Origin of the sequence: Pseudonocardia sp. P1 (genome assembly GCF_000178675.2) — a bacterium.
Taxonomy (GTDB): Bacteria; Actinomycetota; Actinomycetes; order Mycobacteriales; family Pseudonocardiaceae; genus Pseudonocardia.
Map to the genome: position 1 here is coordinate 1,497,738 of NZ_ADUJ02000001.1, position 20,814 is coordinate 1,518,551.

A 20,814-nucleotide genomic window follows, 5' to 3' on the forward strand; every position below is an offset into this window, starting at 1 on the left:
CGCTCCGTGGAGGCATGGAGCGAGTTCGGGGTCGCCGTCACGGGCGCCGGTGCCGCCCTGATCGGCCTGCTCTTCGTCTCGATCTCGATCAACCTGCGGCAGATCATCGGCTCCGCGCTGCTGCAGAGCCGCTCCGCGTTCGCGCTGCTGCTGCTCCTCGTCCCGACCGCGTCGGCGATGCTGCTGCTCGTGCCGCAGACCCCGGCGGCGTTCGGCGTCGAGCTGCTCGTGCTCGCCGCACTGGTCTGCCCGGGGCTGCTCTGGCAGGCCCGGCCGGGCGTCCGGCCGCCCGAGCAACCGGTGGCCGTCCGGCTCGCCAGCACCGTCACCCCCGCCGTGTGCACGGCGGGCGGCGTGCTGGTGAGCGGTGTCCTGCTGGTCACGGGCAGCACCGCCGGCCTGTACGTGCTCGTGTTCGCCGTCCTCGCCGCCTTCGCGGGCGCGCTGACCACCACCTGGGTGCTGCTCGTGGAGATCCTGCGCTGAGCCCGCGACCGATCCGATTCCGGGAGGGCCCGTGGGCCTCGTGATGCAGGACGACCTCTTCGACGCCCAGTTCGTGCGTGCGCTGGCCTACGTCCGGTCCGGCGGGGCGGAGCTCGGCGAGTGCGTGGCGACCGCACGGCGGATCACCCGCACCGACGGCGCACTCTGGTACGCGGAGTGGTCCGCGACCGCGGAACGCGTGCAGCGTGACGCCGAGGAGAGCCTGCGCCGGGGGCACCGGGCGAGCGCCCGGGACGCGTTCCTGCGGGCGTCGAACTACCACCGCACCGCCGGCCTGTTCCTCATGGGGGCGCCGGTGGACCAGCGGTTCCGGGACAGCTCACGGGCCCAGACGGCGGCCTTCCGCGCCGCGGGCGAGCTGTTCGACCGCCCGCCGGAGGTCCTGGCGATCCCGTACGAGGGCACCACGCTGCCCGGCTACTTCTTCCGCGCAGCCGGCGACGACCGGCCCCGGCCGACCGTGATCCTCACCGACGGCTACGACGGCACGGTCGAGGAGCTCTACCTCGCCTCCGGCGCCGCCGCCCTGGAGCGCGGCTACCACGTGCTCGCCTTCGACGGCCCCGGCCAGGGATCGGTGATCCTCGACCAGGGCATCCCCTTCCGGCCGGACTGGGAGAACGTCGTCTCCCCCGTCGTCGACCACGCCCTCGCCCGCCCCGACGTCGACCCGGCGCGGATCGCGCTGATCGGCTGGAGCTTCGGCGGCTACACCGCCCCGCGGGCCGCGACCGCCGAGCACCGGCTGGCCGCCTGCGTCTCCGACAGCGGGCCCTACGACCTGCTCGACGCCGTCCGCGCGAAGCTGCCCCGCGTGCTGGCCCGGGGGCTCCCCCACGGCACTCCGCTCACCCGGCCCCTGCTGCGTGCCGCCCTCGGCTCCACCATCCGCAAGCCGTCCGCAGGCTGGTCGATGCGCCGCAACCTCTGGGTGCACGGGGCCGGCGACCCGCTGGAGATGCTGTCGATGCTCGCCGCGTACACGCTCAAGGGCCGCGAGCACCTCGTCCGCTGCCCGACGTTCGTGTGCCGCACCGCGGGCGACGAACTGTCCGCGGCGGCCCCGGTCCTCGCCGCCGCGCTGACCTGCCCCGTCGAGTACGTCGAGTTCGGCCGGGCCGACGACGTCTCCGGGCACTGCGAGACGAGCGGGCGTGCCGTGTACCACCGCCGCGTCTTCGACTGGCTCGACGCCACGCTGGCGGCGCCCGCCCGGGTCGCGGCGGCGGGCTGACCGGCGGCCCGGGCTACAACAGGTCCAGGGCGGCACCGACGACCGCGTCGGCGTCGAGCCCGTGGTGGGCGTACACCGAGGCGAGGTCGCCGGACTGCCCGAACCGGGACACGCCCAGGTGGGTGGCGGGCACCCGGTTGATCCCGGCCAGGAACGCGAGGGTGTGCGGGTGCCCGTCGAGCAGCGTCACCATCGGTGCCGCCCGGCGGGCCGGGAAGACGGAGTCGAGCACCCACGGCTCGGCCTGCGGCCGGGCCGGGCGCCCGGCCCGCGCCTGGACGGCGTCGAACAGCAGCCCGGGGCTGGTCACGCAGACGACCTCCACCGCGTACCCCTGCCCGGCGAGCCGGTCGGCCGCGGCGAGCGCCTCGGTGAGCAGCGGCCCGGCCGCGGCGATCGTCAGGTCCGGGGTGCTCTCGGTACGGCGCAGCGGGTAGGCGCCGGCGACGACCTGCCGGCGACGGCGCTCCCGCGCGGCCGGGTCCGCCGGGATCGCCGCGAGGGACTGGTCGACCGGGCGCGTCGAGAGCCGCAGGTACGCCGACGTCCCGTTCGGCCGCCCGAGACGGGCCAGCGACGCCAGCAGCGTCCACTCGACGTCGATCGCGAACGCCGGCTCGTAGGTCACGCAGCCCGGCTGCTCCAGCCCGACCGACGGCGTCGTCACCGACTGGTGGGCGCCGCCCTCCGGTGCCAGCGACACCCCGGACGGCGTCCCCACCAGGATCGACTGCCCGCCGGCGTAGATCCCGAACGACCACGGCTCCAGCGCCCGCTCGACGAACGGGTCGTAGAGCACCCCGATCGGCAGCAGCGGCTGCCCCCACCGCGACCAGGTGGCGCCCAGCTCGCCGAGCGCACCGACGAGGTTCCCCTCGGCGATGCCCAGCTCCAGGTGCTGGCCGGTGGGGCGCTCGCGCCAGTGCAGGATCGTCTCGGGGTCGTCGTCGAACCAGTCCTTGCGCTCGGCCGTCGACCAGACGCCGACCTTGTTGACCCAGCCGCCGAGGTTGGTCGACGACGACACGTCCGGGCACAGGGTGACGACCCGCCCGGCGGCGTCGGGCGCCTCCCGGGTGATGTCGAGCAGCGCGCGGCCCAGCGCCGCCTGCGTGGTGGCGCGGCCGGTCGGGGTGCGGCCGATGTCGGTGGGCAGCGCGGGAGCCGGGTGGTCCTCCACGGGGTCGCGGTGCAGGCGCCGTGCGGTGGCCAGGCACAGCTCGGCGGCCGCGGAGCCTGCCGGGAACCGCCGCCACGGGTCGTCGACGTCGGCGCCGACCGCGTCGGCGAGCTCGCGCATCTGGCCGGCGTCGAGGATCGAGCCGTGGTTCTGCGGGTGCCCCGCCGACGCGAGGCCGTGCCCCTTCACCGTGTAGGCGAGGACGACGGTCGGGCGGGAGTCGTCGATCGCGTCGAACGCCTCGCGCAGCGCGTCCGGGTCGTGCCCGCCCAGGTTCCGGACGGCGGCGAGCAGCGTCTCGTCGTCCAGCGTCGCCACCAGCTCGGCGAGCCCGGGGTCGTCGCCGGGCAGCCGGGTGCGGACCTCGCCGGCGTCGCACCGCAGCAGCCGCTGGTACTCGGGGTTCTGCATGGTGTCGATCCGGGTCCGCAGCGCCTCGCCGCCGGGACGGGCGAACAGCTCGTGCAGCAGCCGCCCGTACTTGACCGTGAGGACCTGCCAGCCGGCGGCGGCGAACATGCCCTCGATGCGCGTCGCCCCGATGTTGGGCACGACCCGGTCCAGCGACTGGCGGTTCAGGTCGACGATCCAGACGACCTCGCCGAGCTCGCCGACCATCGGGTCGAGGATGGCCTCCCAGACCGCGCCCTCGTCCAGCTCGGCGTCGCCGACCAGGGAGTACTGGCGCCCCTGGGAGACACCGCCGAACCGCGACGAGACGTAGCGGCGGGCCACGGCCCCCCAGATCGGGGCGGTCGCGCCGATGCCGACCGAGCCGGTCGAGTAGTCGACGGGGTCGGGGTCCTTCGAGCGGGACGGGTAGGACTGCAGCCCGCCGAACGCCCGCAGCGTCGGCAGGTAGGACGCGTCCAGCTCGCCGAGCAGGTAGTTGATCGCGTGCAGGACGGGCGACGCGTGCGGCTTGACCGAGACCCGGTCACCGGGCTGCAGGTGCTCGAACCAGAGCGACGTCATGATCGTCACCAGCGAGGCCGACGACGCCTGGTGCCCGCCCACCTTGAGGCCGCTGGGGTCGCCGCGCCGGTTGGCCGCGTCGATGATCGCCGTCGACAGCCACAGCACCCGCTGCTCGATCTCGGCCATCGGCCCGGCCGCCGGGACGGCGGGGGCGTTCGTCGGGTCGGCTGCCGTGCTCATCGTCGTCTCCAGCTTCGTCGCTGCTCGCGCAGGTTGCTCCCCCAGCCCACCACCACGATCATGAGTGCACAACCTGATCCGGCGGGACCGTGCAGAGTGCACGGATCCACGGGCAGCGGACCGAGCGGGGACGGGCAGAGTGCACACCGGCGACCACACCCACACGACCGGCGGCGGCGATCGCGCGGTGCCGCCGGGTCCGGGCGCACCGGCGCCGACCGACCTCGACGGGCACGACGCCCGGCTCCTGCTGGCCCTCGCCGAGGACCCGCGGGCGACCGTGCTGGCGCTGGCCGGGAAGGTCGGGCTCTCCCGCAACACCGTGCAGGCCCGGCTGGCCCGTCTCGACCGGCTCGGGGCGCTCGACACCTTCGAGCGCCGCGTCGACCCGGCCGCGCTGGGCTACCCGCTGACCGCCTTCGTCACCGTGCGGGTGGTGCAGCGCGAGCTCGCCGCGGTCGCCGACGCGCTGGAGCGGGTACCGGAGGTGCTGGAGGTGCACGGCGTCTCCGGCGAGGAGGACCTGCTCGTCCACCTGGTCGCCCGCGACGCCGACGACCTCTACCGCATCGCCGGGCACCTGCTCGCCATCGACGGGGTGGAGCGGACGTCGACGTCGCTGGTCATGCGCTCGCTGGTCGGGTTCCGCACGGCTCCCCTGCTGCGCCGGCTGGCCGGTGACGGGACGGCCTCCGGCGGCTGACACCCGCGCCCCGCCCACCCGGACTACGGTCGGGTCGTGCCCGATCTGCTGCCCTCCACCCAGCGCACCCTGCTCGCCCGCGTCGCCCGCGCCCAGCGCGACGGCCGCGTCCCCTCCCTCGTCGCCGGCGTCGTCCGGGACGGTGGCCTGGTCTGGCACGCCGGCCGCGGCGCGTTGCCCGCGGGCGCGGACGCCGACGACGTGCAGTACCGGATCGGGTCGATCACCAAGACGGTCTGCGCGGTCACCGTGCTGCGCCTGCGCGACGAGGGCCTGCTCGACCTCGACGACCGCCTGGAGCAGCACCTGCCCGGCACCCCGCTGGGCGACCGCACCCTCGGCCAGCTGCTCTCGCACCTGGCGGGCGCCGGGTCCGAGAGCCCCGGACAGTGGTGGGAGCGCAGCCCCGGCGGCCCGCTGGAGGAGCTGAGCCTCGGTGACGCCGACCGGGTGCTGCCCGCGGCCCGCCGGTTCCACTACTCGAACCTCGGCTTCGGCCTGCTCGGGGAGCTGGTCGCGCGCCGCCGCGGCACGAGCTGGTCCGACGTCGCGCACGACGAGGTGCTGGCCCCGCTCGGGATGAAGCGCACCTCGCCCCGGCCGCAGGCGCCGGCGGCCGAGGGACTGGCCGTGCACCCGTGGGCGGAGCTGACCCTGCCCGAGCCCGAGCACGACGCGGGCGTGATGGCCCCGGCCGGCCAGCTGTGGTGCTCCGCGCGCGATCTCGCCCGGCTGGGCGCGTTCCTGCTCGGCGACACCGGCGGCGTGCTCTCCCCGGCCACGGTCGAGGAGATGACGCTGCCGGCGGGCATCGACTCCTCGTCGCCGATCTGGGCCGGGTACGGCCTCGGCGTGCAGGTGCTCCGGGTCGAGGGCGCCACGCTGGTCGGGCACGGCGGCTCGATGCCGGGCTTCCTCGCCGGGCTCTGGGTGGACCGCGAGGAGGGCACCGGCGCGCTGGCACTCGGGAACACGACGACCGGGCTGGACTCCGGCCTCGGCGCCGGCCTGCTCGCCGACCTCCGCGCGGCCGAGCCCCGGATCGTCGACGCGTGGTCGCCGGAGCCCGCGCCGGTGGATCCGGGGCTGCTGGGGCCGTGGTTCTGGGGACCCTCCCCGTACGCGCTGCGGGCGGTCGGCGGCGGGCTGCTGCACCTGGGCGGGCTCGGGCGACCGGGCCGGTCGTCGCGGTTCCGCCCGGGTCCGGACGGGACGTGGATCGGGATGGACGGCTACTTCGCCGGCGAGACCCTGCGGATCGAGGGCGACCACCTGTGGCTCGCCACCTTCGTCTTCACCCGCACCCCGTACGATCCGGCCGCACCCGTTCCGGGCGGGGTGGACGACGCCGGCTGGCGCTGACGGCGCCGATATCGAATCGCAACCGACCGCCGAACGGCGCTGACCTGCGACGACGTCCGGAGCGGCGGACGTGGGCGGCGACAGGGACGAGCGTAGTACCTACACTTCCCCCTCGAAACGACTTGTGCACGATTCATCGTGTTCGACCGGGAGGGGGGAAACGCCCGTCGGGGCGTGACCTGTTATGACACAGGCGGAACCACGTACGGATCCCGATAGTTCCGGGGCCGCTGAGGGTCGGTCACGCACCGACTGGACCGTTTTCGGAGTGGGTGCGGCGCTCGCCCTGCTCTTCGTGCTGTGGGGTCTCCTCTCCCCCGACAGCCTCGCGAACGCCGCGAGCACGATGCTCGACGGCCTCATGCGCGGTGGCGGCTGGGGCTTCATCCTCGCCGCGACCGGCTTCGTCGCGTTCGCGCTCTTCCTCGCGTTCAGCAAGTTCGGCCGGATCAAGCTCGGCACCGACGACGAGCAGCCCGAGTTCCGGACGGTGTCCTGGATCGCGATGATGTTCTCCGCCGGCATGGGCATCGGGCTGATGTTCTTCGGCGTGAACGAGCCGCTGACCTTCTTCACCTCGCCCCCGCCCGGCTCCGCGGCGCCGGAGTCGATCGAGGCGCTCCAGGTCTCGATGGCGACCTCGCTGTTCCACTGGACGCTGCACCCGTGGGCGATCTACGCCGTCGTCGGCCTGGCCATCGCCTACTCGACGTTCCGCAAGGGGCGCCGTCAGCTGATCAGCCAGGCGTTCATCCCGCTGATCGGCAAGCGTGCCGCCGAGGGCGGCATCGGCAAGGCCATCGACATCCTGGCCATCTTCGCCACGCTGTTCGGCTCCGCCGCCTCGCTGGGCATCGGCGCCTTCCAGATCGGCGGCGGCATGCAGACCGTCGGCTGGGTCGACGGCCAGGTCGGCGCCCCGGTGCTGGCCGTGATCATCGTCGTGCTCACCGCGGCCTTCATCCTGTCCGCGGTCTCCGGCGTCGCCCGGGGCATCCAGTGGCTGTCCAACACCAACATGGTGCTGGCCGCCGTGCTCACCGTCTTCGTGTTCGTGGTCGGCCCGACGGTGATCATCCTCGACCTGATCCCGACCACGATCGGCGCGTACTTCTCGCAGTTCTTCGAGATGGTCGGGCGCACCGAGGCCGTCGGCGGCGAGCCGATGCTCGAGTGGCTGTCCGGCTGGACCGTCTTCTACTGGGCCTGGTGGATCTCCTGGACGCCGTTCGTCGGCATGTTCCTGGCCCGCATCTCGCGCGGCCGCACGATCCGCGAGTTCGTCGGCGGCGTGATCCTCGCGCCGAGCCTGGTCTCGCTGGTCTGGTTCTGCGTCTACGGCGGCACCGCCATCACCCAGGTGCAGCAGGGCACGACCCAGTTCTCCGACGACTCGAACGTCCAGCTGTTCGAGATGCTCGGGGCCTACCCGTGGGCCACCTTCACCGGCCTGCTGGTGATGCTCCTGGTCGCGATCTTCTTCGTGTCCGGTGCCGACGCGGCCTCGATCGTCATGGGCACGCTCTCGCAGCGCGGCACCATCGAGCCGAGCCGCTGGGTCGTCATCTTCTGGGGTGCGGTCATGGGTGCGGTCGCCGTGCTCATGCTGGTCACCGGCGGGGAGGACGCGCTCGACGGCATCCAGAACCTCACGATCCTGGTCGCCGCCCCGTTCGTGGTGATCATGGTCATGCTCTGCTTCGCGCTCTACAAGGACCTGCGGCGCGACCCCGTGGTCCTGCGTGAGCAGAAGGGCGCCGAGGTCATCGAGCAGGCCGTCGACTGGGCCACCGACAAGCACGGTGACGACTTCTACGTGAAGGTCGGCGTGTTCCCGAAGGACTACAAGGAGGAGCCCTCCACCAACGGGTACGCGAACGGTCCCGGCACCGGCCCCGGCTACACCATGACCGAGCCCGGGGAGGGCCCGGTGTCCGCCGAGGACGGGACCGGTGACGGGTCCGCGGACACCACCACCCCGGACGACGGCTCCGGGAGCGGGACGTCCGACCGCAAGGACAGCCCGGTCGGCGGCGACTAGACCGGATCCCCGCACGACAGGGCGGCCGGGTACCCCGACGGGGTGCCCGGCCGCCGTCGTCGTGGGAGGGTCGTGGACCGACACGCCGCGGCGCGGCGAGACGTCACTCACAGGCGGTGACCGCACACCGACGCACGGTGAGTGGTCGGGAGTGACCCGCGCCGACTCCGCTCGTTGCACAGGAGGGGCTCCCGGTGGCGGGGCCCGCCGGCCGACCGGAGATCATCGCGGGCGTCGCACCGCAGCCGGAGTGGATCACCGTCCACCCCGTGACCGAACGGATGGAGGGACCTGACAAAGTGGGCCGGATGCGTCTCGTGTTCACCCCCGGGGACGACCAGGGGTACGCCGAGGCCCGGAGCCGCCTGCTGGAGCAGTTCCTCGTCTGGGCGCGCCGTCGCCGCGTCGAGGTGGACACCGCGCTCGTCGCCGCCACGCTCGACTACAAGTACGCCCGCGACCGCCGGCTGGGCCGCTGGACCCGCGCGCACATCGCCGACGCGCTCGGGATGTGGTTCCCGCGCAAGGTGACCGTGCTGGAGCCCGACGACGTCGCCCCCGCGTTCCACGCCCTGGTCGACTTCCTCGCCGAGCACGACTGGTTCGACCCGCAGTCGTCCGAGCCCGACGCGCTGCACCGGCAGGTGCTCGACTCCACCCCCGCGCTGCACGACGGCCTCGCCGACGAGCGGAACTACGACCTCGGCAAGTTCTGGGGCGTCCAGCTTCACCGCAACGGGATCGACCCGGCCGACCCGTCGGCCGTCCAGCGCTTCCTCGACCGGGCCGGGTCGGGCGAGGCCGACGTCGACCGGCACGCCCTCGCCGAGATCATGCGGCGTGACGCCCTGCGCCCCGCCCGGCCGGAGTGGAACCCCGAGCTGCCCCCGGTGCCGATGCCCGGCGCCGCCACGCTCGTCGACGCGGCGGAGCGCTCGGAGGCACTGGACCAGCTCCGCAAGCTGACCGTCTGGGTGCGGGCCGGGCGACGGCTCACCTCGGACGGCAGGCTGGGCCGCGCCGACGCGCTCGACCTGGCCGCGCACCTGCAGCTCGACCACCTCTACCGCGAGACCGCCCGCACCAGCGACGACCTGCCCGAGGTCTCGCTGCTGCTGCGCTGGGCCCGGGCCGCCCGGCTCGTCCGCGTCGTGCGCGGCCGGCTGCTGCCGGTCAAGAGCGCCGGGCCGCTGCTGAACCGGCCGATCGAGCTGTGGCGCCGGGTGTTCGAGTCCGTCGGGCGGCTCGGCGACAACCTCGGCGGGACCGACGTGTTCGGCGCGCCGTCGCTGTTCGGGATGTCGATGTCCGAGGCCCTGCCCATGCTCTGGGTCGGCCTGTACTGCGCCGGCGGCGGCCCGGTCCCGCTGGAGCACTTCCACCGCCAGGTCCGCGACACCGTGAACGACGAGGCGGGCTGCGTCGTCGACGACCTCGCGGGCGACGTCGAGCAGCGGCTGTGGCGCCGCGACGTGACGGCCCTGCTCGACGCCTGCGAGCTGCTCGGCGCGATCGAGCTGACCGAGACGCTCGACGCCGACGAGCTCGACGACCTGTCCCAGGTCGCGCACCGCGACGACCCGGACCCGACGGTCGTCGCACTGACGCCGATGGGTCTGTGGGCGGTGCACGAGTACCTGCTGGAGCAGGGCGTCCACGTCCCCGCGCCGGGCGAGCTCGCCGAGGAGGACCTGGAGTACGTCTGCGTCCGGCTGGGTGCGGTCCGGAACGAGGTCGCGGAGGTCGAGATGGGTGCCTGGGTCAGGGCCCGGGAGACCGGCGACGCGGTGCGCGAGCTGGACCGGTTCCTGCGCCGCTGCGAGGTCCCGGCGCACCGGGCCCTCGCCCTGCACGCACTCGGCGAGACCGGTCCGGCCGGTCGCGCGGTCGCCGCCCGGCACCGGCTGCACGTCGCCGAGCCGGCGACGGCCGTCGCGGGGCCGGTCTGGTCCGGCCCGGCCCCCGCCCCGCGCGACCCGGGTGGCGGGGACCGGCCGCCGGCCGCGCCGCACCCGCGGACCGCGGTCCGGCACAACCTCGAACCGGCCGGCTGAACGGGGCGGTCAGGTCTCCAGGACGACCTTGCCGGTGACGACGCGGTCGTCGATCCGGGACAGGGCCTCGCCCGCCTTCTCCAGCGGGAAGCGCTCGCTCACGATCGGGTCGAGCGCGCCGGACCGCAGGTGCGGGAGCAGCGCGTCCCACTCCTGCGCGACGAAGCCGTCCCGGGCGAGCGCGTAGGCGCCCCAGCCGACGCCGCGGACGTCGACGTTGTTCAGCAGCAGCCGGTTCACCTTCACGGTCGGGATGTCGCCCGCGGTGAACCCGACGACCATCAGCCGGCCCAGTGGGCCGAGGCAGCGCAGCGAGTCGGTGAAGCGGTCACCGCCGACCGGGTCGACGACCATGTCGACGCCCGCTCCCCCGGTGAGCTCCTTGACGGCGTCCTTGAACCCCTCGACGCCGACGGCGTGGGCCGCGCCGGCCTGCCGTGCGACGTCGGCCTTGGCCTCGGTGGAGGCGACCCCGATGACAGTGGCGCCGAGCGCCGCCGCCAGCTGGATCACCGCCGTCCCGATGCCACCCGCGGCACCTTGGACGAGGACCGTCTCCCCTGCCCGCAGGCCGCCCCGGGTCTCCAGGGTGAAGTGCGCGGTCAGGTAGTTCATCGGCAGGCAGGCCCCGGCCGCGAACCCGACCTCGTCGGGCAGCGGCAGCACGACCTGCTCCGGCACCGAGACGACCTCGGCGAACACCCCGGACATCGTGAACGCGACGACCCGGTCGCCCGGCGCGAACCGGCTGCCCGGCCCGGCCTCGCGGACAGTCCCGGCGCACTCCGAGCCGAGCGTGAAGGGGGGCTCCGGCTTGTACTGGTACAGGCCGCGGGTCAGCAGGACGTCCGGGAAGTTGACCCCGGCCGCGGCGACGTCGACGAGGACCTCGCCGTCCCCCCGGACCGGCGGGTCCACCTCGTTGACGCGGACCGCGGACGGCCCGTCCAGCTCGACGACCTGCACTGCACGCACGTGCTCTCCCTGTCGTTCGACGGCGGTGTCACCGCCATCGAACCACGGGCACGTGTGACGTGCGGGTGATCTACACCGGCTGCGCGTCGCCGTAGCGCGGGGTGCGCGTGTCGGTCAGCGACTCGCACAGCTCGGACAGGCGCTGGTCGATCCGGTCCTGCACGCGCTCCAGCGCGTCGAGCTCCAGCATCAGGTCGAGCGCGTCCTGTGCGCCGTCGGTACCGGCCAGCACCCGCTCCAGCTCGGCACGGCGTTCCAGCGTGCGCCGGCGGCACGCGTCGGCGGTGGCCTTGTGGGCGGTGAGGCGTGCGCGGGTGGTCTCGGCGAGGTCGGCGCCGCCGGAGACGGAGGCGACTCGTTCTTCCAGCAGGTGGGGGTTCACGGGCAGGCCCTCCTGGTGCGTCGACGTGCGGTGGTGGCCGCGTCGGTCCGGGTGCGACGGTCCACGTGACCGCCGCCACATCCACGCTAGACGATCAGCGTGTGCCGCGCATCACATCGATGTCGCATCCCGGTGAATCACCAGAACCTGCGGGACGGGGATCCGCTCAGTCGCCGCGGCGGGGCCGCGGGATCAGCTCGGCCGGGACGCCCCGGCGCTCGGCGACCTGGTCGGTCGTCAGGTGGAAGTGGCCGCGCTTCGAGCGGCGGCAGAGGTAGGCGCGCTGCGGGCGCCCGCCGAGAGCCTCGAGCTCGCGGGCCGCGCACTCGGCGGCGTCACGATCCGGATAGATGACCTTGCCGTCGCTGCCGGCGACGCCCCCGCCGCCGAACCGCTCGCGGTCCTCGATCTCACGCCGGCCCGGCCGGCACACCTCGGGGCGGCCGGAGCGCATCAGCCGCGCGTACCGGCCCAGCACGCGTCCGCGGTCGGCGTCGACGACACCACGGCCGGACGGCAGGTCCTCCACCGAGCGTCGCGCAGCCGGGATGAGCCCCGGGTGCACCGCCGGAATCCTGTCGTACTTCCCGTCCATGTCGCCTCCACGTCGCCGTCACTTGTGGATCGCTGCCGACATCCTGCCTCGTTACCGGCGCCCACGGAGTCCCTCGATCGTGTCATCCATCACCACCTGGCAACCCCAGACGGTGACGGAACGTCACAGTACCCCGCTGTTCGGCGCATCCGGCGCACCGCCGGACGCCGTCGTCCGGAGGTTGTCACACCAGCGGGTAGAGCGTCCGGCGGCAGGCTGTCCATGGCTTTGCGCGCCCGTATGATGAAAACCCGGCCCGTGCGTGACGCGGATCACCGGTCGCGAGCGGGTCCGGGGGGAACGAGATGGCGATCCAGCCCGACACGGGCATCGGCAGCGGACAGGGCGGACCGTGCTGGACCGAGGTCCTCTCCGACTCCGACCTCTGCGCCGGGGTGTTCGACGTCCGCTGGGACCTGCGCCCCCGGCTGCGCGGCTGGCTCGCCGCCCACGACCTGCCCACCGCGTGGGGCCGCGAGCCCCACCGCCCCGCGATCGACGCGTGGGCGATGCTCGACGGCGGCGTCCTCGCGGCGTCCGCGGTGACGCTGCCGGGCTCCCCGCCCGGCGCCGTACCGATGCCGGGGCGGCCGGCGACCGCCGGACTGGTCCCGGAGGCCCCGTCCCCACTGCTCACTCCGGGGATGCGGGTCATCGGGTACCGGACGCTCCGGCTGCTGATCTCCCGCCTGGGCCTGGCCGGCCCCACGCAGGCGCTGCGGGGCGAGCACCTGGACGTGCCGGGTGTCGTCGAGGACCTGTTCGACACCCGCCGCCACGACGACGAGGCCGTCGAGCAGGCCGAGCTCCTCGCGACCTGCACCGACCGGTCGACGATGCGCTGGGTGGTCGCGGCGCTGCGCCCCTGAACCAGCGATCCTCCGGCCGTGAGCCACCGCATCCTGCACGCCGACCTCGACCAGTTCCTGGCCGCGGCCGAGCTGCTGCGCAGGCCCGAGCTCGCCGGGCTACCGCTGGTCGTCGGCGGCGACGGTGACCCGGACTCCCGCACGGTCGTCGCCACCGCGTCCTACGAGGCCCGCGCCTACGGCGTGCGGTCGGGCATGCCGATGCGGCTCGCCCGACGCAGGTGCCCCGGCGCGGTGTTCCTGCCGTCGGACAAGCCGTACTACGAGGAGGTCTCCGAGCAGGTCATGGGCCTGCTCCGCGATCTCGGCGAGCCGGTCGAGGTGATCGGCTGGGACGAGGCGTTCGTCGGGACCGACGGCGACCCGTGGGCCCTCGCGGAGCGGATCCGGGAGACGGTCTCCTCGACCGGGCTGTCCTGCGCGGTGGGGATCGGCGACAACACGCTGCGGGCCAAGACGGCCACCGGCTACGCCAAGCCGGGCGGGGTGCACGAGCTGACCGCCGCGAACTGGTTCGCCACCCTCGGTGCCGACCCGCCCGAGGCGCTGCCGGGCATCGGCCGGGCGACCGCGCGGGCGCTCGCCGAGCTGGGGATCACCACCGTCACCGAGCTCGCGGAGTCCCGCCCCGGTGACGTGGCGGCCCGGCTCGGGCCGAACCGCGGGCCGTACTACGTCTCGCTCGGCCGCGGGATGGGGCGCACCGAGCTGGACACCGGCCCGTGGGTGCCGCGCTCGCGCAGCCGGGAGACGACCTTCCCCGCCGATCTCACCGACCGCTCCGCGATGCACGCCGAGCTGCGCACGCTGGCCCACCGGGTCGCCGCCGACGTCGCCGGTGAGGACCGCGACTGCGTCCGGGTCGGGATCCGGGTGCGGACCCGCAGCTTCCGCACCACCACCCGCAGCCGGGCCCTCGACCCGCCGGGGCGCGACGGCGACGTGATCGCGGGCGTCGCCGTCGCGCTGCTGGACGAGATGGCCCCGGACCGTCCGGTGCGGCTGCTCGGGGTGCGGGCGGAACTGGATGGCACGCTTGCCCGGTGACGACCTGGACCAGCGACGAGTGCGCCGCCCACTGGGGCGTGCAGGTGGGGACCTGGAACTCCTACGTCAGCCGGGGCCAGGCGCCCGCGCCGCTGCCCGGTCCCGGCCCCGACGGCCGGAAGGTGTGGGACGCCGACGAGGTCCGGTCCTGGTCGCGGCCCGGCGCCGGGCGCCGCCGCACCTCCGGCGACGCCGACGAGCTCCTGGCACGCATGCGCGGGACCGGCGCCGAGCTGGAGGAGCTGCGCTCCCGGCAGCGCGAGCTGCTCCGGGCCGGCCGGGAGGCCGGGTGCGAGATCAGCGCGATGGCGTCGGCGCTGGGGATCTCCCGGCAGACCGCGTACGCCTGGTTGAAGGACTGATCGTCCTCGTCGAGACTGCTCCACGGCTGCGCACCGCAACGGAGGGGGACGCGCGATGGTCTCGGCACGACCGCAGGCGGAGGTGCGGGCGGCGGTCCGCACCGCGACCGTCCGGCTGATCCCGCTGCTCGGGCTCGCCTACCTGCTCAACTACATCGACCGCGTCAACGTCGGTTTCGCGGCCCTGACCATGAACGCCGACCTCGGGCTGTCCGCGGCCGCCTACGGCCTCGGCGCCGGGCTGTTCTTCATCGGGTACTTCTTCTTCGAGGTGCCCTCGAACGTCATCCTGCACCGGGTCGGCGCGCGGCTCTGGATCGCGCGGATCATGGTGACCTGGGGGATCGTCGCGTCGTCGACGGCGTTCGTCCAGGGCGAGATCGGGTTCTACCTCGTCCGGGTGCTGCTCGGCATCGCCGAGGCGGGCTTCTTCCCGGGGATCATCCTCTACCTCACCTACTGGTTCCCGAGGGCGGACCGGGCGCGGATCGTCGCGCTGTTCTTCCTGGCCGTGCCGCTGTCCTCGGTCGTGGGTGGGCCGCTGTCGACCTGGCTGATCACCGTCGGCGACGGCGCGCTCGGGTTCGACGCCGGGTGGCGGTTCATGTTCTTCGTCGAGGGCGTCCCCGCGGTGCTGCTGGGGATCGCGGTGCTGTGGCTGCTCCCCGACCGGCCGTCGTCGGCCCGCTGGTTGCCGGCCGGCCGGGCGGCGGCGCTGGAGGAGACGATCGCCGCCGAGGACGCCGCGGAGGCCGGTCACGACCGCGGGATCGGCGCGGCGCTGCGCGACGTCCGGGTGATCGCGCTGTCCGCCGTCTACTTCGGGATCGTGTTCGGCCTCTACGTGCTGGCCTTCTTCCTGCCCCAGATCATCGCCGGGTTCGAGGAGCAGTTCGGCGCGGACTACTCGCTGATCGACGTCGGGCTGATCACCGCGGTCCCGTACGCGATCGCGTCGGTGGCCATGGTGCTGTGGGCCCGGCACTCCGACCGCACCGGCGAGCGGGCGCTGCACGTGGCCGTGCCCGCGGCCGTCGGTGCCGTCGCCATCGCCGCGGCGCTGGCGATGCCCTCACCACTGCTGGTCATGGCGTGCGTGACGGTCTGCGCGATCGGCGTGTTCACCGCGATCCCGCCGTTCTGGTCGTTGCCGAACTCGTTCCTGACCGGTGTCGGCGCGGCCGCCGGGATCGGCCTCGTCAACTCGTTCGGGAACCTGTCCGGGTTCGTCGGGCCGTTCGTGACCGGCTGGCTGAAGGACCTGACCGGTGACGCGCAGGCCGGGATGTGGGTGGTCGCGGCGATGATGCTGATGTCGGCGGTCATCACCCTCGCCTTCCGGCGGGCACCCGCCGGATCATCAAGATCGACGAAATAGCGATCATGTCACCCATTCGTGTGTCCATCATGGATGTGCCGGGCACGAGCGCCCGAACCACCACCGGGGGGCACCATGGACACCGCGACGATCATTCTCCTGCTGCTGGGAGGCGTGGGCGGCTTCTTCGTCGGACGCTGGACCACCGAGACACGGCGGGCGATGTTCGACCGGAGGAACGTGTGGGAGGGCCGCAGGCGCTACCGCGGCGAGTGAGCCCTCAGTAGCCGATGGCGCTGGTGTACCCCGCGGCACCGACCCCGATCGCGACGGTCGTGATCGCCAGGGTCACCAGCGCGAACGGCCAGGACAGCCGGCGCTCGACGATCCGCAGCACGGTCATCGCGAGCCCGGCGATCCCGGCCGCGACGGCGACGGCGAGCGACCCGGCCACCGACACCAACAGCCGGGACGAGCTGCAGGCCGGCGGCGGGCAGTAGTCGAGGAAGGCCACCAGGAACACCGCGCCGAACACGCCGAGGGCGATCAGCATCCCGGTGACGGTGAGGGCGATGCCGGAGAGCGCCACGTCCCACCCGATCACCGGCCCGCGGGCCGTGCCCGCGCGCGGGGACCCGGTCGGCACCATGCTCCGAACGGTACTCGTATCCCCCGGAGCGGGACAGATCGGACATCGATCGTGAAGCGGGTGTCACCTGCCGGTGACGGGGCGGGCGGTGCCGCCGCCCTGGCAGCGTGGGCACCAGAACAGGTTGCGCGCGCGGAACTCCCGGTGCGCGATCGGCGTCCCGCAGACCAGGCAGGGCCGGCCGGTGCGCCGGTAGGCGTAGACGACGCTCGCGCAGACCGCGCCCCGGTCGGCGGGTTCGAGCAGTGCCGGATCGTGCTCGGGCAGCAGGGTCTCGATCCGCCCGCGGCGCTCGCCCTCGCGCAGCATCGCGGAGAGGTCGTCCCAGAGCAGGCCGAACGAGTCGTCGTCCAGGTCGCGGGCGGGGGTCAGCGGATCGAGACCGGTGCGGAAGAGGGTCTCGGCGCGGAAGACGTTGCCGACACCCGCGATCACCGACTGGTCCATGAGCAGTGCGGCGAGCGGCGCGCGGGAGCGGGCGAACCGGTGCCGGACCCGGTCGGGGTCGGCGTCGTCGCGCAGCGGGTCCTCGCCGAGCCGGTCGTGCAGGGCCTTCACCGCGACGTCGTCGAGCAGCTCGCATGCCGCCGGGCCGCGGAGATCGGCGTAGTGGGTCCCGCCGACGATCCGCATCCGGACCTGGCCACGGGGCGGTGCCTCGGGCAGGCGCCGGTTCGCGAACCGGCCCCACAGCCCGAGGTGGACGTGCACGACCGTGTCCGGTCCGTAGTGCTGGAACAGGTGCTTCCCGTGGGCCTCCACGGTCTCCAGGACCCGGCCGTCGACGACGTCCGCGCCCGTGGTGAACCGGCCCTGCGGGCTGCTGACGGCGACCTCCCGCCCGGCGTAGCGGCGTCGCTGCAGCCGGGCGAGCCGGTGCACGGTGTGTCCCTCGGGCATGCCCCCAGCGTCTCCCGGGCGGCGGCTCGCCGCCCGGCGGACTCAGGCGTCCACGGTGGCGCGGGTGCGCCGGCCGGCCAGCGCGCCGTCGACGGAGAACCGGCCGGGCCCGGCCGCGGCGAGGGCGAGCGCGCCGGCGGCGATCACGCCGACGAGCTCCCAGCCGCCGGCGTCGACGAACACCGTGACCCCGAAGTGGGCGAACAGGAACGCCCCGGCCATCGCGACGAACGCGGCCAGGCCGGCGACGGTCGTCGCGGCGCCGGCGACGAGCAGCACGCCACCGAGCAGCTCGACGAGCATCACGAACAGCGCGGAGACCGTCGGCAGCGGGATGCCCATGCCGGCGAAGCCGCCGGCCACGCCGCCGACGCCGTTGCCCAGCTTCTGCAGGCCGTGGGCGACGAGGACGACGCCGACGAGGAGCCGGGTGACGAGGAGGGCGAGGTCGGAGTACGGGGCGGGGAGCGGGCGCACGGTGGATCCCTTCGACAGTTGAACGTTCACTCTTCGGCGCCACCGTAGCGGCCGGGTCCGTTCGGACGCTCGTCGTGCGGCCGGATGCGGAGGAGGTCACATCCCCGCCCGGGTTGCGGGGCGGCACGGTCCGGGGTGCGCTGATCGTCGTGCACGCTCCCCACTCGACGCTGTCCCACCTGGAGTGCTCCCGGACCGGATCGCGGCACGACGCCGACTCGGTCCAGGGCACCTCGCCCGACGGCGCCCCGCTGCTCGCCCGCTACGACCTGGAACGCGCACGGGACCTGGTGACCCCGGCGGAGATCGCCGCCCGCCCGCCGGACCTCTGGCGCTACCACGAGGTGCTGCCCGTCCGGGACCCCGCGCACGTCGTGACGATGGGCGAGGGCATGACCCCGCTGCTCCCGCTCCCCCGCGCCGGTGCCCGGCTCGGCCTGCCGCGGCTGCTCATGAAGGACGAGGGCCTGATCCCGACCGGCGCGTTCAAGGCGCGCGGGGCGGCCGTCGGCGTCTCCCGGGCCGCCGAGCTCGGCGTGCGCGGCATCGCGATGCCGACGAACGGCAACGCCGGTGCGGCCTGGGCCTGCTACGCGGCGCGGGCCGGGATCGACGCGCTGATCGCGATGCCCGTCGACGCTCCCGAGATCACCCGGCGCGAGTGCGTCGTCTCCGGCGCAGAGCTCTACCTGGTCGACGGCCTGATCGGCGACGCCGGCCGGCTGGTCGCCGACGCCGTGGGCCGTCGCGACGGCTACCAGGACACCTCGACGCTGAAGGAGCCCTACCGGATCGAGGGCAAGAAGACGATGGGCTACGAGATCGCCGAACAGCTCGGCTGGCGCAGCCCGGACGTCCTCCTCTACCCCACCGGCGGCGGCGTCGGGATCATCGCGATCCACAAGGCCCTGCAGGAGATGCGGGAGCTCGGCTGGATCACCGGGCCGATGCCCCGGCTCGTCGCGGTGCAGGCCGAGGGGTGCGCCCCGATCGTCGACGCGTTCGACGCCGGGCTGCGCGAGTCGACCGCCCCCACCGACCCGCGCACGGTCGCGTTCGGGATCACCGTCCCCAAGGCGCTCGGCGACTTCCTGGTGCTCGACGCCGTGTACGACACCGGCGGGACGGCCGTCGCCGTCTCCGACGACGAGCTGCTCGCCGCCGAGCACGCGCTCGCCCGCGACGAGGGCACCTGGATCTGCCCGGAGGGTGCCGCCTGCGTGGCGGCGGCCGGCCGGCTGCGCGAGTCGGGCTGGCTCGACGGCAGCGAGGAGGTCGTCGTCCTCAACACGGGCAGCGGGCTGATCTACCCGGAGACGGTGGCCGCCGAACCGCCGGTACTGGCGGTGGACGGACGGATCCCGTGACGACGCCGGTGCGGGCACCCGGCCGGATCGTCCGGGGCATCGAGTGGGCCGGGAACAAGATCCCGCACCCGTTCTACCTGTTCTGGATCCTGCTGCTCCTCCTCGGGATCGGGTCCGCGGTGCTCGCCGCGACCGGAGCGACGGCGCAGCTGCCCGGCGCGCCGGAGGCCGAGCCGGTCCGCAACATCCTCTCGGTGACGGGCCTGCGGGAGCTGCTCACGACGATGGTCGACAACTTCGTCGGCTTCCCGCCGCTGGGCGTCGTGCTGACGGTGCTGTTCGGCGTCGGGATCTGCGAGCGCACCGGGTTGCTGCGGACGCTGGTCAACGCCGCGCTGGCGCGGGTACCGCGCCGGTGGATGCCCTACGCCGTCGTCTACCTGTGCGGGCAGGGGCACTTCATGGGCGACGCGGCCATGGTCGTCCTGCCACCGCTGGCCGCCCTGGCGTTCCGGTCGGTGGGACGGCACCCGGTCGCCGGTGCGCTCGGCGCGTTCGCGGCGACGGCGGTCGGCTACGGCTCCGGGGTGATCGTCGGTTCGCTCGACGCCAACCTCGCCGCGCTGACCGAGTCGGTCCTGCCGCCCGGGACACCACCGGACGTCGGGGTCTCGGTGCTGATGAACTACTGGATCCAGTTCGTCTCCGCGTTCGTGCTGCCCGGTGTGGTCGGGTGGATCCTGGTGCACCGGGTGGAGCCCGGGCTGCCTGCGGTGGACCCGCCGTCGTCGGACGGGACGGGTTCGGACAGCGCCGACGCCGCGGACGTCACAGACGTCACGGACGCCGAGCCGGACACGACCGTCACGCCGCGGCAGCGGCGGGCGTTGCGGCTCGCCGGGGTCGCCCTCTCCGCGTGGGTGGGACTCGCGCTCGCCTCCTGGCTGGTTCCGGGCGCCCCGCTGCAGGGCGACGACGGCGCGCTGGTCGACTCCCCGTTCTTCGACGCGATCGTCCCCCTCATCATGATCAGCTTCCTGGTCGCGGGCGTCACCTACGGCGCGGCGGCCGGGGTGATCACGAGCCCGTCCGACGTGCCCGACCTCATGGCCGACGCGCTCAGGGGGATGCTCGGGTTCGTCGTCATCGCTTTCTCGGCCGGACAGTTCATCGCGATGTTCACCTGGAGCCGGGTCGGGACGTGGCTCGCCGTCGAGGGATCCGCCGGGCTGCGGGCGATCGGGCTGACCGGGTTCGGCGCGCTGCTGGTCGCGCTGGTGCTGTGCTCGCTGCTCGCGATGGTGGTGTTCTCCGGGTCGTCACTCTGGGCGGTGCTGGCGCCGGTGCTCGTGCCCGTGTTCGTCGGGCTGGGGATGCACCCCGCCGTCATCCAGGCCACCTACCGGATCGGCGACTCGATCACGAACCCGATCTCCCCGCTGAACCCCTACCTCTACGTGCTGCAGCTGACCTGCCGCCGCTACGACCGGTCGTTCTCGCTGGGGATGGTGTTCTCCCGGATGGCGATGTTCGTGGTGCCCACCTTCGTGCTGTGGGTGGCGATCCTGGCGGCGTTCTATGCGCTGGGCGTCCCCCTGGGGCCCGGGACGACGATCATGATCGGAGGCTGACTGCGGCCGGCAGGCCGGGGACGACACGCTCCCGTGCGGTTCCGGGCACCCTGACCGGAACCG

Annotated in this window: 20 protein-coding genes; 13 read left to right on the plus strand and 7 right to left on the minus strand. The window is 73.9% G+C overall.

Annotated features, from left to right (window positions below; translation table 11 throughout):
• The first annotated feature begins 6 nt into the window (after nucleotides 1-6).
• Nucleotides 7-486: a hypothetical protein gene (locus tag PP1_RS06445; RefSeq protein ID WP_010243876.1), complete on the plus strand. Its 480-nt coding sequence runs from the start codon at nucleotides 7-9 to the stop codon at nucleotides 484-486.
• Between the two features lie 31 nt (nucleotides 487-517).
• Nucleotides 518-1,741, plus strand: a complete 1,224-nt coding sequence (locus tag PP1_RS06450) for an alpha/beta hydrolase family protein (protein WP_010243874.1) — start codon at nucleotides 518-520, stop codon at nucleotides 1,739-1,741.
• Nucleotides 1,742-1,754: 13 nt separating this feature from the next.
• Here PP1_RS06450 and PP1_RS06455 read toward each other — a convergent pair whose 3' ends face one another.
• Complete coding sequence (locus PP1_RS06455; protein ID WP_010243872.1) at nucleotides 1,755-4,079, minus strand: transketolase-like TK C-terminal-containing protein; 2,325 nt, start codon at nucleotides 4,077-4,079, stop codon at nucleotides 1,755-1,757.
• Nucleotides 4,080-4,218: 139 nt separating this feature from the next.
• Between PP1_RS06455 and PP1_RS06460 the strand changes: the two genes are divergently transcribed.
• From PP1_RS06460 to PP1_RS06475, 4 genes are all read left to right on the plus strand, one after another.
• Nucleotides 4,219-4,782: an Lrp/AsnC family transcriptional regulator gene (locus PP1_RS06460; RefSeq protein WP_010243870.1), complete on the plus strand. Its 564-nt coding sequence runs from the start codon at nucleotides 4,219-4,221 to the stop codon at nucleotides 4,780-4,782.
• A 36-nt stretch (nucleotides 4,783-4,818) separates the two neighbouring features.
• Entirely contained in the window at nucleotides 4,819-6,144 is a 1,326-nt protein-coding gene (locus PP1_RS06465) for a serine hydrolase domain-containing protein (protein WP_010243869.1), read from the plus strand.
• Nucleotides 6,145-6,328: 184 nt separating this feature from the next.
• Entirely contained in the window at nucleotides 6,329-8,185 is a 1,857-nt protein-coding gene (locus PP1_RS06470; RefSeq protein ID WP_082399023.1) for a BCCT family transporter, read from the plus strand.
• A 308-nt stretch (nucleotides 8,186-8,493) separates the two neighbouring features.
• On the plus strand, nucleotides 8,494-10,239 hold the full coding sequence (locus PP1_RS06475) for a hypothetical protein (RefSeq protein WP_170918880.1): 1,746 nt from the start codon (nucleotides 8,494-8,496) through the stop codon (nucleotides 10,237-10,239).
• Between the two features lie 9 nt (nucleotides 10,240-10,248).
• Here PP1_RS06475 and PP1_RS06480 read toward each other — a convergent pair whose 3' ends face one another.
• From PP1_RS06480 to PP1_RS06490, 3 genes are all read right to left on the minus strand, one after another.
• On the minus strand, nucleotides 10,249-11,214 hold the full coding sequence (locus PP1_RS06480; RefSeq protein WP_029239812.1) for an NADPH:quinone oxidoreductase family protein: 966 nt from the start codon (nucleotides 11,212-11,214) through the stop codon (nucleotides 10,249-10,251).
• A 70-nt stretch (nucleotides 11,215-11,284) separates the two neighbouring features.
• Entirely contained in the window at nucleotides 11,285-11,596 is a 312-nt protein-coding gene (locus tag PP1_RS06485) for a hypothetical protein (RefSeq protein ID WP_029239813.1), read from the minus strand.
• A gap of 166 nt (nucleotides 11,597-11,762) precedes the next feature.
• Nucleotides 11,763-12,191 carry a hypothetical protein gene (locus PP1_RS06490; protein ID WP_010237660.1) on the minus strand — a complete coding sequence of 143 codons (429 nt, stop codon included), beginning with the start codon at nucleotides 12,189-12,191 and terminating at the stop codon, nucleotides 11,763-11,765.
• A 305-nt stretch (nucleotides 12,192-12,496) separates the two neighbouring features.
• Here PP1_RS06490 and PP1_RS06495 point away from each other — a divergent pair, with 305 nt between their 5' ends.
• From PP1_RS06495 to PP1_RS06515, 5 genes are all read left to right on the plus strand, one after another.
• Nucleotides 12,497-13,060: a hypothetical protein gene (locus tag PP1_RS06495; RefSeq protein ID WP_075314104.1), complete on the plus strand. Its 564-nt coding sequence runs from the start codon at nucleotides 12,497-12,499 to the stop codon at nucleotides 13,058-13,060.
• Nucleotides 13,061-13,078: 18 nt separating this feature from the next.
• The gene (locus PP1_RS06500) at nucleotides 13,079-14,107 is read left to right on the plus strand and encodes a DNA polymerase IV (protein WP_010235574.1); all 1,029 of its coding nucleotides are present in this window, start codon (nucleotides 13,079-13,081) and stop codon (nucleotides 14,105-14,107) included.
• The gene (locus PP1_RS06505) at nucleotides 14,104-14,469 is read left to right on the plus strand and encodes a hypothetical protein (protein ID WP_010235578.1); all 366 of its coding nucleotides are present in this window, start codon (nucleotides 14,104-14,106) and stop codon (nucleotides 14,467-14,469) included. The genes PP1_RS06500 and PP1_RS06505 overlap by 4 nt, the downstream gene beginning before the upstream one ends.
• A 55-nt stretch (nucleotides 14,470-14,524) precedes the next feature.
• A complete protein-coding gene (locus tag PP1_RS06510) occupies nucleotides 14,525-15,847 on the plus strand; it encodes an MFS transporter (protein WP_010235579.1) in 1,323 nt (440 codons plus the stop codon).
• Nucleotides 15,848-15,922: 75 nt separating this feature from the next.
• Nucleotides 15,923-16,063: a hypothetical protein gene (locus tag PP1_RS06515; RefSeq protein ID WP_010235582.1), complete on the plus strand. Its 141-nt coding sequence runs from the start codon at nucleotides 15,923-15,925 to the stop codon at nucleotides 16,061-16,063.
• A 4-nt stretch (nucleotides 16,064-16,067) separates the two neighbouring features.
• Here PP1_RS06515 and PP1_RS06520 read toward each other — a convergent pair whose 3' ends face one another.
• The 3 genes from PP1_RS06520 to PP1_RS06530 form a co-directional block, all read right to left on the minus strand.
• Nucleotides 16,068-16,436: a hypothetical protein gene (locus PP1_RS06520; protein ID WP_010235584.1), complete on the minus strand. Its 369-nt coding sequence runs from the start codon at nucleotides 16,434-16,436 to the stop codon at nucleotides 16,068-16,070.
• Nucleotides 16,437-16,499: 63 nt separating this feature from the next.
• Nucleotides 16,500-17,336, minus strand: a complete 837-nt coding sequence (locus tag PP1_RS06525; protein ID WP_010235585.1) for an Fpg/Nei family DNA glycosylase — start codon at nucleotides 17,334-17,336, stop codon at nucleotides 16,500-16,502.
• Nucleotides 17,337-17,378: 42 nt separating this feature from the next.
• Nucleotides 17,379-17,813 carry a DoxX family protein gene (locus PP1_RS06530; protein WP_075314103.1) on the minus strand — a complete coding sequence of 145 codons (435 nt, stop codon included), beginning with the start codon at nucleotides 17,811-17,813 and terminating at the stop codon, nucleotides 17,379-17,381.
• Between the two features lie 149 nt (nucleotides 17,814-17,962).
• Between PP1_RS06530 and PP1_RS06535 the strand changes: the two genes are divergently transcribed.
• Both PP1_RS06535 and PP1_RS06540 read left to right on the plus strand, forming a co-directional pair.
• Complete coding sequence (locus tag PP1_RS06535) at nucleotides 17,963-19,180, plus strand: threonine synthase (RefSeq protein WP_033199161.1); 1,218 nt, start codon at nucleotides 17,963-17,965, stop codon at nucleotides 19,178-19,180.
• On the plus strand, nucleotides 19,177-20,751 hold the full coding sequence (locus PP1_RS06540) for an AbgT family transporter (protein WP_010227483.1): 1,575 nt from the start codon (nucleotides 19,177-19,179) through the stop codon (nucleotides 20,749-20,751). The genes PP1_RS06535 and PP1_RS06540 overlap by 4 nt, the downstream gene beginning before the upstream one ends.
• The last annotated feature ends 63 nt before the right edge of the window (nucleotides 20,752-20,814 follow it).